This window comes from Serratia sp. CY52157 (assembly GCF_052168495.1).
In the GTDB taxonomy this organism is placed as follows: domain Bacteria; phylum Pseudomonadota; class Gammaproteobacteria; order Enterobacterales; family Enterobacteriaceae; genus Serratia; species Serratia ureilytica.
The window spans coordinates 182902-198451 of the sequence record NZ_JBJNMO010000001.1; the positions used below are offsets into that span (position 1 = coordinate 182902).

Annotated in this window: 17 protein-coding genes and 3 tRNA genes; 12 read left to right on the forward strand and 8 right to left on the reverse strand. The window is 55.7% G+C overall.

Annotated elements, in window-relative coordinates:
• The first annotated feature begins 214 nt into the window (after positions 1 to 214).
• Positions 215 to 529, forward strand: a complete 315-nt coding sequence (locus ACJ8IP_RS00840; RefSeq protein ID WP_033642635.1) for a hypothetical protein — start codon at positions 215 to 217, stop codon at positions 527 to 529.
• 174 nt (positions 530 to 703) lie between these two features.
• Positions 704 to 1135: a hypothetical protein gene (locus tag ACJ8IP_RS00845; protein ID WP_033642636.1), complete on the forward strand. Its 432-nt coding sequence runs from the start codon at positions 704 to 706 to the stop codon at positions 1133 to 1135.
• 17 nt (positions 1136 to 1152) lie between these two features.
• Here the strand turns inward: ACJ8IP_RS00845 and ACJ8IP_RS00850 are convergent, their stop codons facing one another.
• Together ACJ8IP_RS00850 and ACJ8IP_RS00855 are read right to left on the reverse strand one after the other, a co-directional pair.
• Entirely contained in the window at positions 1153 to 1494 is a 342-nt protein-coding gene (locus ACJ8IP_RS00850; RefSeq protein ID WP_025302360.1) for a GlpM family protein, read from the reverse strand.
• Between the two features lie 122 nt (positions 1495 to 1616).
• The gene (locus ACJ8IP_RS00855; protein ID WP_004927950.1) at positions 1617 to 1841 is read right to left on the reverse strand and encodes a DUF2594 family protein; all 225 of its coding nucleotides are present in this window, start codon (positions 1839 to 1841) and stop codon (positions 1617 to 1619) included.
• Between the two features lie 694 nt (positions 1842 to 2535).
• Between ACJ8IP_RS00855 and uvrY the strand changes: the two genes are divergently transcribed.
• The 7 genes from uvrY (at position 2536) to ACJ8IP_RS00890 (ending at position 7177) form a co-directional block, all read left to right on the forward strand.
• Positions 2536 to 3192, forward strand: a complete 657-nt coding sequence (gene uvrY / locus ACJ8IP_RS00860; protein WP_004927947.1) for a UvrY/SirA/GacA family response regulator transcription factor — start codon at positions 2536 to 2538, stop codon at positions 3190 to 3192.
• Positions 3185 to 5017, forward strand: coding sequence for an excinuclease ABC subunit UvrC (gene uvrC / locus ACJ8IP_RS00865; protein ID WP_071845073.1), 1833 nt, complete (start codon positions 3185 to 3187; stop codon positions 5015 to 5017). Before uvrY ends, uvrC begins: the two co-directional genes overlap by 8 nt.
• A 58-nt stretch (positions 5018 to 5075) precedes the next feature.
• Positions 5076 to 5624, forward strand: a complete 549-nt coding sequence (gene pgsA, locus ACJ8IP_RS00870; protein WP_033642639.1) for a CDP-diacylglycerol--glycerol-3-phosphate 3-phosphatidyltransferase — start codon at positions 5076 to 5078, stop codon at positions 5622 to 5624.
• Positions 5625 to 5767: 143 nt separating this feature from the next.
• Positions 5768 to 5843, forward strand: a tRNA-Gly gene (locus ACJ8IP_RS00875).
• Between the two features lie 360 nt (positions 5844 to 6203).
• Positions 6204 to 6656: a hypothetical protein gene (locus ACJ8IP_RS00880; protein WP_033642640.1), complete on the forward strand. Its 453-nt coding sequence runs from the start codon at positions 6204 to 6206 to the stop codon at positions 6654 to 6656.
• A gap of 351 nt (positions 6657 to 7007) precedes the next feature.
• Positions 7008 to 7081 (forward strand) — tRNA-Cys (locus ACJ8IP_RS00885).
• Between the two features lie 10 nt (positions 7082 to 7091).
• Positions 7092 to 7177: transfer RNA gene (locus ACJ8IP_RS00890), tRNA-Leu, on the forward strand.
• Positions 7178 to 7340: 163 nt separating this feature from the next.
• On the opposite strand, the gene ACJ8IP_RS00895 is transcribed toward ACJ8IP_RS00890, so the two are convergent.
• A complete protein-coding gene (locus tag ACJ8IP_RS00895) occupies positions 7341 to 8681 on the reverse strand; it encodes an anaerobic C4-dicarboxylate transporter (RefSeq protein WP_033642641.1) in 1341 nt (446 codons plus the stop codon).
• Positions 8682 to 8918: 237 nt separating this feature from the next.
• Between ACJ8IP_RS00895 and ACJ8IP_RS00900 the strand changes: the two genes are divergently transcribed.
• From ACJ8IP_RS00900 to ACJ8IP_RS00910, 3 genes are all read left to right on the forward strand, one after another.
• Complete coding sequence (locus tag ACJ8IP_RS00900) at positions 8919 to 9371, forward strand: PaaI family thioesterase (protein ID WP_047026312.1); 453 nt, start codon at positions 8919 to 8921, stop codon at positions 9369 to 9371.
• Between the two features lie 142 nt (positions 9372 to 9513).
• Entirely contained in the window at positions 9514 to 9795 is a 282-nt protein-coding gene (locus ACJ8IP_RS00905; protein WP_033642643.1) for a hypothetical protein, read from the forward strand.
• Positions 9761 to 10312: a hypothetical protein gene (locus tag ACJ8IP_RS00910; RefSeq protein ID WP_033642644.1), complete on the forward strand. Its 552-nt coding sequence runs from the start codon at positions 9761 to 9763 to the stop codon at positions 10310 to 10312. The genes ACJ8IP_RS00905 and ACJ8IP_RS00910 overlap by 35 nt, the downstream gene beginning before the upstream one ends.
• A gap of 56 nt (positions 10313 to 10368) precedes the next feature.
• Here the strand turns inward: ACJ8IP_RS00910 and ACJ8IP_RS00915 are convergent, their stop codons facing one another.
• The 5 genes from ACJ8IP_RS00915 to proP all read right to left on the reverse strand — a co-directional run bounded on the left by ACJ8IP_RS00915 (position 10369) and on the right by proP (position 15299).
• Entirely contained in the window at positions 10369 to 10638 is a 270-nt protein-coding gene (locus tag ACJ8IP_RS00915; protein ID WP_033642645.1) for a hypothetical protein, read from the reverse strand.
• Positions 10639 to 10740: 102 nt separating this feature from the next.
• Positions 10741 to 10908 carry a hypothetical protein gene (locus ACJ8IP_RS00920; RefSeq protein WP_154219868.1) on the reverse strand — a complete coding sequence of 56 codons (168 nt, stop codon included), beginning with the start codon at positions 10906 to 10908 and terminating at the stop codon, positions 10741 to 10743.
• A gap of 129 nt (positions 10909 to 11037) precedes the next feature.
• Positions 11038 to 12663 (reverse strand): GMC family oxidoreductase, encoded by a 1626-nt coding sequence (locus ACJ8IP_RS00925; RefSeq protein ID WP_442524277.1) that lies wholly within the window; start codon positions 12661 to 12663, stop codon positions 11038 to 11040.
• Between the two features lie 108 nt (positions 12664 to 12771).
• On the reverse strand, positions 12772 to 13698 hold the full coding sequence (locus ACJ8IP_RS00930; RefSeq protein ID WP_108680431.1) for a LysR family transcriptional regulator: 927 nt from the start codon (positions 13696 to 13698) through the stop codon (positions 12772 to 12774).
• Between the two features lie 98 nt (positions 13699 to 13796).
• Positions 13797 to 15299 (reverse strand): glycine betaine/L-proline transporter ProP, encoded by a 1503-nt coding sequence (proP, locus tag ACJ8IP_RS00935; RefSeq protein ID WP_025302375.1) that lies wholly within the window; start codon positions 15297 to 15299, stop codon positions 13797 to 13799.
• Positions 15300 to 15550 lie beyond the last annotated feature (251 nt).

Consider the following 15550-nt stretch of genomic DNA (forward strand, 5'->3'; position numbering starts at 1 on the left):
GAATTAAGATATTTACCCATGGCCAAGTTTTAATGCACGGTATTAATGCTCTATTTTTTTATTTCTGTTTTTTTATTGTGCCTTTATTTTCGGAATTCTTCCATTAAATACTTTTTAGTTACAGGGAATTCATTTGCATTTTAAATTTGGATTTTTTAAATTCAGCTCAGATGAGGGATAACCGTTAGCGACAGGTTCAAAAAAGGAGTTTATTTTGTCTGGGATAAAGAAAACGCCTGAAAGCCATGGCGGTTTGCCTTCACCATCAGGGGATTATGATAATTTTAAGCACCTTTCCGATGTTGGCACCGTGTTGGGATATGGGCGAACTCGCTTTTATCAGTGGTGCCGCGGACGCGGATTTCTAACGCCGATGAATGTTCCTTCGCATGAAATGCTCAGTCTGGGATATATGGTGGCAGTGCTGTCAGAGACCGGTCATACCCGGGTTTACGTCACGCCGGATGGCTTCAGCTACGTCAGTGACGCGTTTGCGGCAGATATCCAACGCGGCATGGTAAAGTTTTAAATTTGTAAAAATCGCCTTTATTTCAAGGTCTTTAATACAGAATCTTCTTATCCGGAAAGACGCGCTGGGCGATGAGTGGGAAGTTATCCGATTTTTTCGTCTTTGCGACATGAAGGCTACTGACAGCAGCTATTCTCTTGTTACGATAAGCATTATTTTTTTCAGGAGCCAAGGATGAAGCATTACGCCGCGTTGTTGTTCGCCTCTGCACTGTTGACGGGATGTGCGACCCAAGCCGTACCACCGCAACAGGCTGAATTACCGCCCCCAAGCCGTCTGATGCTTTATCAGAATATCCCGGATACGCCATACGCCACGGTGGTGGTGGTGCGCGACAGTGGAATGCTGGCGGGTAGCTGCCGCACCGGCGTTTATGTGAATGGGGAGTTCGCCGCTTCGCTGGGCGCGAAAGAAAAAGCGGAGTTTCGCGTGCCGCCGGGCAATACTTCGGTGAGCATCGGGCAAGATATGATAGAGAACTCTCTGTGTATTTGGCGAGATACCAGCGGCAGCGTGCCGATGACGCTGCGCGCCGGTGAAAGCCGCTATCTGCGGATCGCCGGCGATCGGCAGCGAGGCTTCGTTTTGCAGGCAGGGCGGCCGTAACCGCCCAGGCAAGGGCGTTAACGTCCTTGCCACCATCCCCACAGCGTAATTAATAGCCACGCCGCCGCAATCCAGCACAGTACCGCCGCACCCAACGCTAACGACAGCCGCAGACTGTTAATCAGGAAATACAGCGAAATCAAATACACCAGATAGGGCAACACCGCCCACATGCCGAAAATCAGCGTCGTTTTCAGTGCCGCTATTGAACGTTCGCTGCCGACAACATAATGCGCAATCAAAGCGAAAGTGGGGAAGAGCGGGACTAAACCGGCGATATAATAGTTGCGCGTTTTGGCCAGCAGGCCGATCAGAACCACGACCAGCGCGCCTATCAGCGCTTTGACAAGGATGCCCATAACGGTCTCGGGTGTCGGGGGAAAGCCAACACACTGCCCGAAAGCCTGAGCAGAATCAATGGCGTATTGCGTAGTGCGGGGAAAAACAGACCCGCATGAATCGCGGGTCTGAGCGGCAACGTTTACTGGCGGTAAGCGTGCTTGATTTGCTGAATGCTGTTCTTGAAGATTTCCGCCTGAGTCGGATCTTCAATCTGGGCGATGAAACGTTCCATGTTGATGATGACTTTCCCGGCATCGGCCTGGCCGATCGACTTCAGGATCAGCGTCAGCGTGGCTTTGAGGCAGGCAACCTCGGTCGCCAAGATCTCCGGGTTTGCAGACGTAGTGAAATCAACGTTGCTCATTTTCTCTCCTGATTTTTGAGGCCGTAGCCTGATACAAGCTGCTTTAGCGCACTGCGCGCGGACTATAGGCAAGTTGCCCACGCACGGCGGCGAATTTAACTGGGCGCGGAGTATAGCATAGCATGCGTCAGCCATCTGCACCGGGCTTGCTCTGGCGGCGCTGGTGGGTGAAGTTTGCTCATTGCACGTCCGGGTCATCCATTGTCGGCCAGTTATTTCGAGGCGGTTAACAAGTATTTGCCCGGCTCGTTATTGTTGAACAATCGGGGTTATTATAATTATTAGGGGCGGGTGGCACTGATTTTGCCGGCGTTGGTCGGTAATAATAGTTTTGTACGCTGGCTGTCAGGCTCGCGTTGGCCGCGGCTTTAAATATCAAATGATTACAAACAGCCAACAGCCGTGTTAATATTATTCATGTCGTGATTGCTTACACAGATTTCTCCCTCGCGGCATGATTGTCGCGCTATCCTGTGTCTGACGCAGCGCGACGAAATTATTTTCGTCGCTCGATCTTTTCTGACGTGACGATTTATCGGCGGCATAGACGGCTAAAATTGAAAAATCAGCTATGCTCCGCAAAGTTATTCGGAAGTATGTATTAATCTGTGTTCATTCTTGTCTGAAAAACAAGTAATATCTCTGGCGAAAACAGAGGCTGATTGCGTTACTCCCTTTTTTTGGAGAATTTTCCTTGATTAGCGTTCTTCTTGTTGATGACCACGAACTGGTGCGCGCAGGGATACGACGCATTCTTGAAGATATCAAAGGTATAAAAGTTGTCGGTGAGGCCCAGTGCGGTGAAGACGCCGTAAAATGGTGCCGTGGCAACGCTGTCGATATCGTGCTGATGGACATGAATATGCCGGGCATTGGCGGGCTGGAAGCCACGCGCAAGATTGTGCGTTATGCACCCGACGTCAAAGTCATCATGCTGACTATCCATACCGAAAATCCCTTGCCCGCGAAGGTGATGCAGGCGGGGGCCGCCGGCTACCTGAGCAAGGGCGCCGCGCCGCAGGAAGTGATTAACGCCTTGCGTTCCGTGCATGCGGGGCAGCGCTACATCGCGTCTGACATCGCCCAGCAAATGGCTCTGAGCCAGCTGGAGCCGCAGGCCGAAACGCCGTTCAGCTGCCTGTCTGAGCGCGAGCTGCAGATCATGTTGATGATCACCAAAGGCAAAAAAGTGAATGAGATCTCGGAGCAACTGAGTCTCAGCCCGAAAACGGTGAACAGTTACCGTTACCGTATGTTCAGCAAATTGAATATCAGCGGCGACGTCGAACTGACCCACCTGGCCATCCGACATGGATTGTTCAATGCGGAGACGTTGTTAAGCAGTGAATGACCGTTTTGATGCCAAAGCTTTCCTGAGTACCGTCACCAGCCAACCTGGCGTCTATCGTATGTATGACGCCACTGGCACGGTGATCTATGTCGGTAAAGCCAAAGACCTGAAAAAACGTCTCGCCAGCTATTTTCGGCAGCAGGTCAGCAGCCGTAAAACCGAAACGCTGGTTAAAAATATCGCGCAAATAGACGTAACGGTTACCCATACCGAAACAGAAGCGCTGTTGTTGGAACATAACTACATTAAATTGTACCAACCGCGATATAATGTTCTTTTGCGAGACGATAAATCTTATCCGCTGATTTTTCTCAGCGCCGATACCCATCCCCGTTTAGCGGTGCATCGCGGCGCCAAACACGCCAAGGGCGAATATTTCGGTCCTTTTCCCAACTCTTACGCCGTGCGCGAAACGTTGGCGCTGCTGCAGAAGCTGTTCCCGATCCGCCAGTGCGAAAACAGCGTGTACCGCAACCGCTCGCGCCCGTGTCTGCAGTATCAGATCGGCCGCTGCCTGGGCCCTTGCGTCGCCGGCCTGGTGAGTGAAGAAGAGTACCGGCAACAGGTGGACTACGTGCGGCTGTTTCTTTCGGGCAAAGATCAACAGGTGTTGCACCAGCTGATTGCCCGCATGGAAGAAGCCAGCAAGCTGCTCAATTTCGAAGAGGCGGCGCGCATACGCGATCAAATTCAGGCCGTGCGCCGCGTTACCGAGCGGCAGTTCGTCTCGGGCGACAGTGACGATCTGGATGTCATCGGCGTGGCGTTCGACGCCGGTATGGCATGCCTGCACGTGCTGTTCATCCGTCAGGGCAAGGTGTTGGGCAGCCGCAGCTATTTCCCTAAGGTGCCGGGCGGTACGGATATGAGCGAAGTGGTGCAGACTTTCGTCGGCCAATTTTACCTGCAGGGCAGCCAGGCGCGCACGCTGCCCGGCGAGATCCTGTTGGATTTCAGCTTGCCGGAAAAGGACCTGCTCGCAGAATCGCTCTCCGAGTTGGCGGGGCGCAAGATCCAAATTCAAAGCAAGCCGCGCGGCGACCGCGCCCGTTATCTGAAGCTGGCCCGCACCAACGCGGCAACGGCGTTGACCACCAAGCTTTCGCAACAGTCGACGATCCATCAGCGGCTGGCGGAATTGGCCAAGGTGCTGAATCTGGCGGAAATCAACCGTATGGAATGCTTCGACATCAGCCATACCATGGGCGAACAGACCGTAGCTTCGTGCGTGGTGTTCGACGGAAACGGCCCGGTGCGTTCGGAGTATCGGCGCTACAATATTAGCGGCATCACCCCCGGCGATGACTACGCGGCGATGACGCAGGTGCTGAAACGCCGTTACGGCAAAGCGCTGGAAGAGAAAAAAATCCCGGATGTCATTTTCATCGACGGCGGCAAAGGGCAGCTCGGCATGGCGATCGACGTGTTCAACTCGCTGAACGTCACCTGGGACAAGAATAAACCGTTGCTGATCGGCATCGCCAAAGGCGCCGATCGCAAGGCCGGGTTAGAAACGTTGTTCTTCGTGCCGGAAGGCGAAGGGATTTCGTTGCCGCCGGATTCGCCGGCGCTGCATGTGATCCAACACATCCGCGATGATTCACATAATCATGCGATTACCGGTCACCGGCAGAGAAGGGCGAAAGTCAGAAATACCAGCGCACTGGAACTGATTGAGGGCGTAGGGCCGAAACGGCGCCAGGTGCTGTTGAAGTATATGGGCGGACTGCAACCTTTGTTGAACGCCAGCGTGGAGGAAATTGCAAAAGTGCCGGGTATTTCACAAGCATTGGCAGAAAAGATCTACAATGCATTGAAACACTGAGGGCAATGTAGCAACATACTCTTAATTTCCACTTTAGCCAGATAGTTACCGTAGCATTATGCAATTGAATATACCGACTTGGCTTACCCTGTTTCGCGTAGTTCTGATCCCATTCTTTGTGCTGGCGTTTTACCTGCCGTTCAGCTGGGCTCCGATGGTTTGCGCCGTTATCTTTGTGTTTGCCGCTGTCACCGACTGGTTTGACGGTTTCCTGGCGCGCCGCTGGAAACAAACGACGCGCTTCGGGGCGTTTTTGGATCCGGTCGCGGACAAAGTGATGGTGGCGGTAGCGCTGGTGCTGGTGGCGGAGCACTACCACAGCTGGTGGATCACGCTGCCGGCGGCCACCATGATCGCCCGCGAAATCATCATTTCGTCGCTGCGCGAGTGGATGGCGGAAATTGGCAAACGCAGCAGCGTGGCGGTGTCCTGGATCGGCAAAGTGAAGACCATGGCGCAGATGATGTCGCTGGTGGGCTTGCTGTGGCGCCCGGATCGCTCTGTGGAATATGTGGCGATCGGCTTGCTGTATATTGCGGCGGTGCTGACTTTCTGGTCGATGTTCCAATATTTGAACGCGGCGCGTAACGATTTGCTGGAACCGTGATCGATACGCTGCAAAAAGCGGCAAACGATCGTGGTGGGCCAACAATTTTATTGACTCATCACGTCAGGTAAGTAGAATGCATCGCATCAGACGACAACGATGAATTGCAAAAGATAGCAAAGAAATCAGTCAGTTCTGGTAATGCGGGAATAGCTCAGTTGGTAGAGCGCAACCTTGCCAAGGTTGAGGTCGCGAGTTCGAGCCTCGTTTCCCGCTCCAAATATTAGCCTGTTGAATCCCCCGTGATTCGGCAGGTAAGGAAAAGGGGCTTCGGCCCCTTTTTCGTTTTCTGCTTCTGCGCCATTCGGCGAAACCTTTCTTCATCTTCCCATATCGATTATTGACTCTCCTCACGTATCTTTCCTGTCGTTGTCATACTGCTGGATGCAGCCGTTAAACGGTGAAACAATAATTTGATACGTCGGGCGGTTCGCCATGCAAGAAGAAAATAATGCGGCGTATGACGCCATCCGAGCACTCAGGCACAGCGCATGCTGCGCTGTCGCCTCGTCAAATCGCTGGGTTATCGGCAAAGTGAAGCGGTAGGTCGGTCTTTTGGAAGCGGGCATGGGAGGATGTATGGAATCTGGTGCTTTAAAGCATCTGATAAGAACGGCGGCGGGATGTGCGCTGTTCTTCGGCCTGGTCGCCCCGCCGTTGGGGGGCGTGCTCATGTTTCTGCTGATGGCGTTCGGCAGCGGTGAGTGGGTGGGAATAAGTCTTCTCGATGCCGGCGACTTGCTGGGCATGGCCGGGTTTATCGGTATTTTTTCTTATGCGCTCGGTTTTTTGCCGGCATGTTTGGCGGGGGCTGTCGCCGGTATCGCCCATTCAGGCATTCGCCAATTGCGGTGGTTTCTGCTGTTGTGTGCGGTGGTGTCCGCCATTGCTCCCGGGTTGCTGAATGCCGATCAGCGTATTTTTGGCGCGATCGCGGTCTTACCGGGAATGTTCGCCGGGTTTTTATGGTGGCGTCGAAGATTGCGTGATGCCCCGACTGATGAGGTTTTGCACGATAGCCCTTCGCCATAAGCAAGCGAAAAGCCGGGGAGGGCCATTCCTGTCGAGAAAAAGAACCGTTTTGCCCGTGAATTCCTGAGCCGATGCATATAATATCAACATTCCGCTTGCCTTTTCGTTGGCATTGTGAACAGTGCGCCCACAAAATAAGCAGTTGAAAGCGTTAGAGAACTTTTTGCTATTTCGGGGGGTTGCCAAGGTGGGGGGTTTAGTCCATAATGCAGTCCATCGATTCGGCAGTAACGAAATAAATTACTTAAGAATCAGATGATTAGGATAAGCGATTTTATCATCGCAATCCCGAAGAACAAAACGAAGTGGGTGATTCACCGGCTTTGGCCTGAAAAGGCAAAACAGAATAAAGGCGCGTTAACAAAGCGGTTATGTAGCGGATTGCAAATCCGTCCAGTCCGGTTCGACTCCGGAACGCGCCTCCAACTTTCCCGAGCCCGGGTGGTGAAATCGGTAGACACAAGGGATTTAAAATCCCTCGGCTTATGGCTGTGCGGGTTCAAGTCCCGCCCCGGGTACCAGGGAACAAAAATACCGAATAATCAAAGCAATAAGTAGTAATGTCGTAACCGCCGAGAGGCGGTTTTTTTGTGTCTGAAATTCGCATTACGCCTGCATTTTTTTCCTTTCTTGTCATGCCGCCACCCTGCCTGCTGGGAGCCCCGCAGGGCTCCACAGTACAGATCATAAGAAACCGAACGCCGCGGCGAGGATCCAGCCGAAGACGCAAGAGACGCTGACGCCGATCAGGCCCGGTAGAATGAAGCTGTGGTTGATCACGAAGCGGCCGATGCGGGTGGTGCCGGAGCGGTCGAACTGAATTGCCGCCAGATCGCTGGGGTAGGTCGGCAAAATATAATAACCGTAGCAGGCCGGCGCCGAAGCGACGATATAGGCCGGGTTGACGCCGATCGCCAGCGCCACCGGCACCAGCGCCGCCAGCGCGGCGGCCTGCGAATTGACGAATTTCGACACCAGCAGCAGGATCAGCGCATAGGCCCAGGGGTACTCTTTCACCAGCACGCCCAGCGTGGCTTCTATCTGCGTCAGGTGCGCGCCGAACATGGTTTCCGCCATCCAGGCGACGCCATACACCGCCACGATGGCAATCATGCCGGAACGGAACACCTCGTTTTTAGAGATAGACGCCGGGTTGGTGCGGGTAATGATGACGATCAGCGCCCCGGCCATCAGCATGCACATCTGGATCACCAGGACCATGGAAAGTGGCTTGCCACCGAAGCTGGGCCGCAGGTCGGAAAAAGCCCCCAGCACCGCCACCAGGGCGATCGTGGCGAGGAAAATCCACATGGCGATCCAGTTGCTGCGCGGCAATACCCGGTCCAGCAGGGTGGCGGCGTCGCCATAGACGTAGCGATGGTTCTCCGGCACCGAGATGAATTTCTGAAACTCGGGATCTTTGTCCAGGTCTTTGCCGCGGAACCAACTGAAGATACCGATCGCCAGAATGCCGCACAGGGTGGAAGGAATGGTGATCGACAGCAGATCGAGGAATTCCAGATGGCGGCCATTGAAGGTGTAGCTGCTGAGCATCGCCACCAGTGAAACGACTGCCACCGAGACCGGGCTGGCGATAATGCCCATCTGCGCGCCGATCGAGCTGGCTGCCATCGGCCGTTCCGGGCGGATGTTATTTTTGATCGCCACGTCATAGATGATCGGCAAGATGGTGTACACCACATGGCCGGTGCCGCAAAGAATAGTGAGAATGCAGGTGACGAACGGCGCGATGATAGAGACATATCGCGGGTTGCGCCGCAGCATCCGCTCGGCGATCTGGAGCATGACGTCCAACCCGCCTGAGGCCTGCAGGGTGGCGGAGGCCGCCACCACCGCGATGATCACCAGCATCACGTCTACCGGCGGTTTGCCGGGCTGCAGGTGAAAGCCGAACACCAGAATCATCAAACCGATACCGCCCAGCAACCCCAGCGCAATGCCGCCTTTACGCGCCCCATACAGCAGGCATGCCAATATAACCGCTAATTGCAGAAAGAAATCCATGATAGATACGCCTTAATAATGTTGAACTTAACTGCGTTCAGTTTCCGGCGGCGTTTACAGCAGAAAGTTGTTTTAAATCTAAAGGCATTAATAAATTATGGTTATTGACCTTAAAGAGTGATGTCGGTCACATTCAAAGAACATAGAGAGCGTGCGGAAAGCGGCATCAGCACGAAAAAGCAAGCCAAGAGGTCAGACCTCTCCTATATGACGGATTTACCACCAGAGGAGAGAGTTATGGATCCGACAAAAATGACGGGGCTGGCGTTATTACAGGCAGCGATGGCCGGCAAAATTCCACCGGCTTCGATCGCTGAAACGGTGCCCATGAAACCGGCCGCGGTTGAAGAGGGATATATCCGCATCGTGGCGCGGGCCGACGAACGCCACCTTAACCCGCTGGGCGGCGTTCATGGCGGCTTCGCCGCCACGGTTTTGGACTCGGTGACCGGTTGCGCGGTGCACAGTACGCTGGGCGCAGGGACGGGTTATGGCACCGTCGATCTGCAGGTGAAAATGTTGCGCCCGGTGCCGAAGGAGATTGATCTGATCGCCGAGGGGCGTCTGGTCTATGCGTCGAAAAACGTCGCTTTCGCGGAAGGCACGCTCAAAACGGCGGAAGGGAAACTGCTGGCTTCGGCAACCGCCACTTGCTTTATTATTCGCCCTACCGAACAGCCGCCGCAATAACCTGCCATTTATCAGGCCCCGGTTATTCCATCCGGGGCCTGATGCATTTCTCTGTCGGCTGCACCGACCGCCGCGATACGGCTGCAGGCGCGATGCGTCATTGTGGTCTAGTATTCTTGGGTAAAAATTTATCGGGGTGAGTATGCAGCCGTATAAAGAGGTTGAGTTTGATCATGAGCTTTGTCTGGCGATCGGCAGAGCCGTATTGGACGTGGTAGCGCAAGGGGAAGAAACCAGCGCGACGTCGGTGATGAGCGCCATTGAGCGGGCGGTGGAACAGGGGCTGAACGACGACGACACCGCCGTTGCCGACGACGCGCTGGATTTGATGGCTCGTCTTATTCACGGCTGCGGATTTATTAATCTATCGGGTGAAGAGGAGACTTCCCATGCATTGGTTGAATTTCAAGCGCTACAAGAGTGACGTCGCCAAACAGGCCGTGCCGCCGCATCTGAATGCCGCTGAATTTGCGCGGCATTATGCCGATAAGCCGCAGGAGAATACGGAAGAGTATCTTTCGCTCAGCGGGGAGATGTGCTGGGATGCGGTGGTGCTGTGCGCCCACCGTTCCGGCGCGCTCAGTAAGGCGAAATACAAGCAGCTGTGGCTGACGGTGTTCGATAAGCAGTACAAACATTTCGTCAGCCCTGACGATACCGAGATCCGCACCATGGCGGATATGCTGCGCGCCCCGCAGGGATGTTTTATCGGGATATTCTCCATGCGCGACGCGGCCTCGCCCCGATTGCTGCATGCCATGATCGGCACCGGCGCGGGATTTGCCGCAGGCAATAAAAATCTTTGCATTGGCGTGGGAGGCGCGGTCGGCTGGGAAAATCTCAATTTGGCGCGCGATCTGCGCTGGCAGCCGGAAGGCGGTTTTCTACGCCAGGGCGACAGTGAAGTGCTGCGTATTTTTTATCGGCCTTTCCCCGCCTGAAACGGTCCGGACGCTTTTAGGGTAAAAAAAACCGCCGTTGGGCGGTTTTTTGCGTCTTATTTGAACCCGCCGCTGCGGATGAAGTCGAGACCGGCGGCGGTGATCCGCGTTTGGTGCGGATCGATATCATAGTTGTTCTCGTCGATGTCGCTCATCACGTAGGCCTGTATCAGCCCCTTGGTTTTGAGATAGGCGAAGGGATCCGCGAAGGCGTGCGGGCTGGTGGCGTCCTGCTTCCACAGTTCGTAAGTTTTCTCATCCAGCGTGCCGGGATGATTGGCGGCCAGTCGGGTCAGGATCTGATTGTAGAACACATAGTCGGTCATGATGCGGTCCTCTTTATCGCGAGCGACAGTCTCGGAAAATGACGTAACGTCTATCAATCATAGCCGATGTTTGCTCGCCGCCTGCGTTATCGCGAATCCAGGTTATCCACGCTGGCTTTCGAACCAGTGAAACAGACGCGAAATGGTGAGGCTGAGATCGCCGATGTTGAAGAGCGCGCCGAGCCACAGGGTTAGCATAACCAGGATGCCGATGATGACGGGAAGATCCATTTTGCCCATGAGAATGTTTTGCAGAGGTGACGGTGCCACAAGGGTAACACCGTTTTCCGGCAGGATAAAATGTGCCGCCGTTATTTCGATTGTGCCGCTGCGGAATGGCGAAGGCCGGCCATCAGGATGACCGGCCGGGTTTCAACAGCCTATCTTGCCGCCAATCGGTCAGGCATAGTGGCGGGCGATATGCTCGGCGGTGGCGATCGTCGTCACATTAGTGGCGACGGAGGGCACGTCGGGGAAAATGGAGGCGTCGACAACCCGAAGCCCGTGCACGCCGTGCACGCGGCCCTGAAGGTCAACGACCGCCTTCGGGTTGCCGGCATTCCCCATCGGCGCGGAGGAGGTCGGGTGATGATAGGTATCCAACGTCGCCGCCATCGAGGCCAGAATGGCCTCGTCGTTGTCTGCGGCGGGCGCAAGCTCGCTGTGGATAAGCGTAGACAGCGGAGCGGTTTGCCCTATTTTTCGCGCCAGTTTAACCCCCTCCAGCAAGCGAACACGGTCACTCTCTTGCGCCAGGAAGTTAAGGTCAATGTGAGGGGCTGCCATCGGATCGCGGCTTTCCAGCCAGATGCGTCCGGTGGATTGCGGCCGAGTCAGCGCCACCGCCAGGACAAATCCGACGCCGGTGGGGCTTTGGTCATGTGGGAACAGATGCGTCGCGGTAATGTGCAGATCGAGCTCCTCCGGTTCCGCCCGGCTGCTGCGGGTCCACAGCTTGGCGCCGATAACCGGCGATTGGCTGCCGATGACCTCGGGGCGGGCTGCGTAGGCATTGTAATAAAAGGGGTGATCGACCAGGTTTTCACCGACGGGCAAATCGGCGACGACGGGGATCCCCAGACGCTTCGACTGTTGCGCAGGCGCAATGCCGGATCGCATCAAAACGGCGGCGCTGCCGTAGGTTCCGGCGCTCAGGATCACTTCAGCGGCATGGATTTCTTCGCCACTGGCCAGGCGAACGCCGATCGCGCGCTGCCCGTCAAATATCACGCGGTCGACTAGCGTATCGGCACGCAGGGTGAGATTGTCTCTGGCGCGCGTTTTCTCATCCAGATAGGCCATGCCGGTGTTAACGCGCACACCGTTGACGATATTCATCGGGTAGGGGCCGACGCCATTCGCTGAAGGGCCGTCAAAATCGTCGATGGCGTCATAGCCGTTGGCGCGCGTGGCGGCGACGAAAGCGCGTTGCATTGGCGTGATGTCATCCAATGTGAGTTGCACGACGGGGAAAGGACCGCTATCGCCATGGATTGCGCGGTCGTGCAGGCCATGACGAGTCTCCAGTTTTTTGAAGGAGGGCAGCAGATCCTGATAGCGCCATCCCGGCAGATCCCAGCGTTTGAAATCTTCCGGGCGGGCGCGGATCGCCACGGCGCCGTTGACGCCTGAACTGCCGCCCAGGACTTTACCGCGGATGGCGCCGATCGCGTGGCTGACATAGCCGGGTTCTGTCCGGTATCCCCATTCGAATTCCGGGTCGCCATTGGCGCCGAGCACGTCGCTGTTCGCGATGAGGCGCGGATAATCGTAGAGCGCGTAACTGTGTCCGGCCTCTATCAGCAGGACCCGGCGCGTTGGGTTTTCGCTGAGGCGAGCCGCCATCACCGCGCCGGCGGAACCGCCGCCGACGATGATCACGTCGAAGGTGGATGGCTCGCTGGCGCGTTGGGCCGGTTGTGTTTGCGCCGCCGACGCGGAACTCGATGCGCAAGCGCTGAGCGTGGCGGCGGCTGAAACGGCCAGCGTTTGGGATATCAGCTGACGGCGTGACAGGTCTTTCATGGCGTAGTCTCCAGAGCGGGCGGAAGGTGTGTTCTGCAGACTAAAACCCGGAGATAAAAGCGACAAGCGGGCGAAATTCGAACCTGCTGTTCGCGTTCTACGAACCTTTCAGGTTGACGTCAGGAAAGGGGACAGCGCGGTTTCCCAACTGGGCGTATGGCCAATGTGCTCACTCAGAAAGTCCACCAGCGCCTTGATCTTGGGGGATGCCCGTTTTGAACGGCGATAGACGGCGGAAATGTCGCCGCCGTCGGGTGAATAGGCGGCCAGCACAATGCGCAGTTCCCCTGCGCGTATCGCGTCGGCGGCGATAAATGCGGGCAGGATGGCGAGGCCCAAACCGGCTTTCGCCGCCGCCAGCAGGTGAAAAGCATTATCGGTGCGCAGGCGTTTGCCGATACGAAACGATCGGATCTCGCCTTCGATGGGGAGTTGCAGCATGCCGGTCGGCTCGCGGTGAATATACAGCAACCCCTGATGCTGTTGCAGGTGTTGCGGGTGCGTCGGCGTGCCTTGACGCGCAAGATAGGCTGGGCTGGCGCAAATCAAGTGACGGTTGGCGCAGATGCGCTGCGCGATCAGGTCGGAATCCGCCAAGGCGCCGATACGGATGGCGACGTCGAAATTTTCCTGATTCAGATTGGCCAGGCGATCGCTGTACTCCACGTCCAGATTGAGGTTCGGGTATTGTTCCATAAAGGCGGATAACAGCGGCGCCAGATAGCGGATGCTGAACGCCATCGGCGCGGTTAACCGCAATGGGCCCTGCAGTTGGCCGTGCAGTGTTCGCACCGACTCTTCGGCATCGCTCACTTCGCTTAATATGAGAACGGCGCGCTGATAGAACAGATGGCCGGCGTCGGTCAGCCCAAGCGTTTTCCCGCGTTCGAACAGCACAGTCCCAAGGCGCGTCTCCAACTGCTGGATGCGTTTGCTGACCACCGACTTGGTGGTGCCCAAGCGGCGGGCGGCGGCGCTGATGTTGGCGGCCTCGACCACGGCGATATAGGTCGCCATCTCCTGAAACTGATTCATTCATCTCTCCTTCGGCATCCGCCGGGTCAAGTTACCACTCTGTGCACGCCAGGCAAAAAAAACCACCCGGGCGGGTGGTTTTTGCTTGTCAGTGCGAATCAGTCCAGTTTGGGGTGCTGGTCGATCAGGATCTGTTTTTTCTTTTCCAGTTCGGCGATCTGCGCGTTGATGTCCTCGACTTTCTGTTCGATGTTGTCGTAGGTTTCCTGCAGCAGCTCTTTTGCCTCGGAGCGGTCAGAGGCGGCCGGCGTCGCGCCGCGTAGCGGCTTGTTGGCGGTTTCTTTCATGTACAGACCGGTGATAAGACCGATCACCGCAACAACCATCAGGTAGTAGGCCGGCATGTACAGGTTGCCGGTCGCTTCCACCAGCCAGGCGGCAACGGTCGGCGTCGCACCGGCGATCAGTACCGAAATGTTGAACGAAATCGCCAGCGCGCTGTAGCGAATGTGCGTCGGGAACATCGCCGGCAGGATGGAGGCCATCACCCCGGTGAAGGAGTTGAGCAGCACCGCCAGCACCAGCAGGCCGACGAAAATCAGGCCGATGACGTTGCTGTTGATCAGAATGAAGCACGGGATCGCCAACGCCAACAGGCCGATGCTGCCGCCGATGATAAACGGCTTACGGCCGATGCGGTCACTGGTCAGGCCGATCACCGGCTGCACGAACAGCATGCCGATCATGATGGCGATGATGATCAGAACGCCGTGATCTTCCGAGTAGTGCAGGTTATGCGACAGGTAGCTCGGCATGTAAGTCAGCAGCATGTAATAGGTCACGTTGGTGGAAATCACGATACCGACGCACACCAGCAAACTTTTCCAGTGTTTGGCCGCGATCTCTTTGAACGAGGTCTTTGGCGGATTCTCGATGGCGTTGCGATCCTCTTTCTCCATCTTGTCCACATGCTGCTGGAACGCCGGGGTTTCTTCCAGCGCATGGCGCAGGTAGAGACCGATCAGGCCCAGCGGCGCGGCGATGAAGAACGGAATACGCCAGCCCCAGTCGAGGAAGTTGGCTTCGCCGACGATACTGGAGATCAGCACCACTACGCCTGCGCCCATCACAAAGCCGGCGATGGAGCCGAAGTCCAGCCAGCTGCCCATAAAGCCGCGTTTGCGGTCCGGTGAGTATTCGGCGACGAAGATCGCCGCACCGGAATATTCACCGCCGACGGAGAAGCCTTGCGCCAGTTTGGCCAGCAGCAGCAGGATCGGCGCCCAGATGCCGATCGACGCATAGGACGGGATCAGGCCGATACAGAAGGTGCTGACCGCCATGATGATAATGGTGACTGAGAGCACTTTTTGACGGCCGAACTTGTCGCCCATGGCGCCGAAGAACAGACCGCCGAGCGGACGCACCAGGAAGGGGACGGAGAAGGTCGCCAGCGCGGCGATCATTTGTACGCCGGGAGAGGCGCCGGGGAAGAAGACCTGGCCAAGCGCATAGGCGACAAAGCCGTATACGCCGAAGTCGAACCACTCCATTGCGTTGCCGAGGGCCGCGGCGGTAATGGCCTTCTTGAGTTTGCTGTCATCGATGATGGTGATGTCGTTAATGTGCATCGGTTTATGTCGTTTTTTTCTTAACTTCATATAATCATCCCTTAATGAATTATTCGTTGTTCGTGAAAGCGTAATCTCCGTTCACTGTTGTTTTCGAGTTATCAAATCGGCTAATCGAATCGCGGTTCAAGACGATTCATTATCCACATTTAAGTTGAGATGTGGATCACAAAATAGCGTCGCTCATGCCGATGTTATGTCATTTAGGTGACTAATTATTTTGCATCTATAGCTTAACGTTATATCTTGCGGCGATCAAATCCAGCAGTTTAACTTAAGTG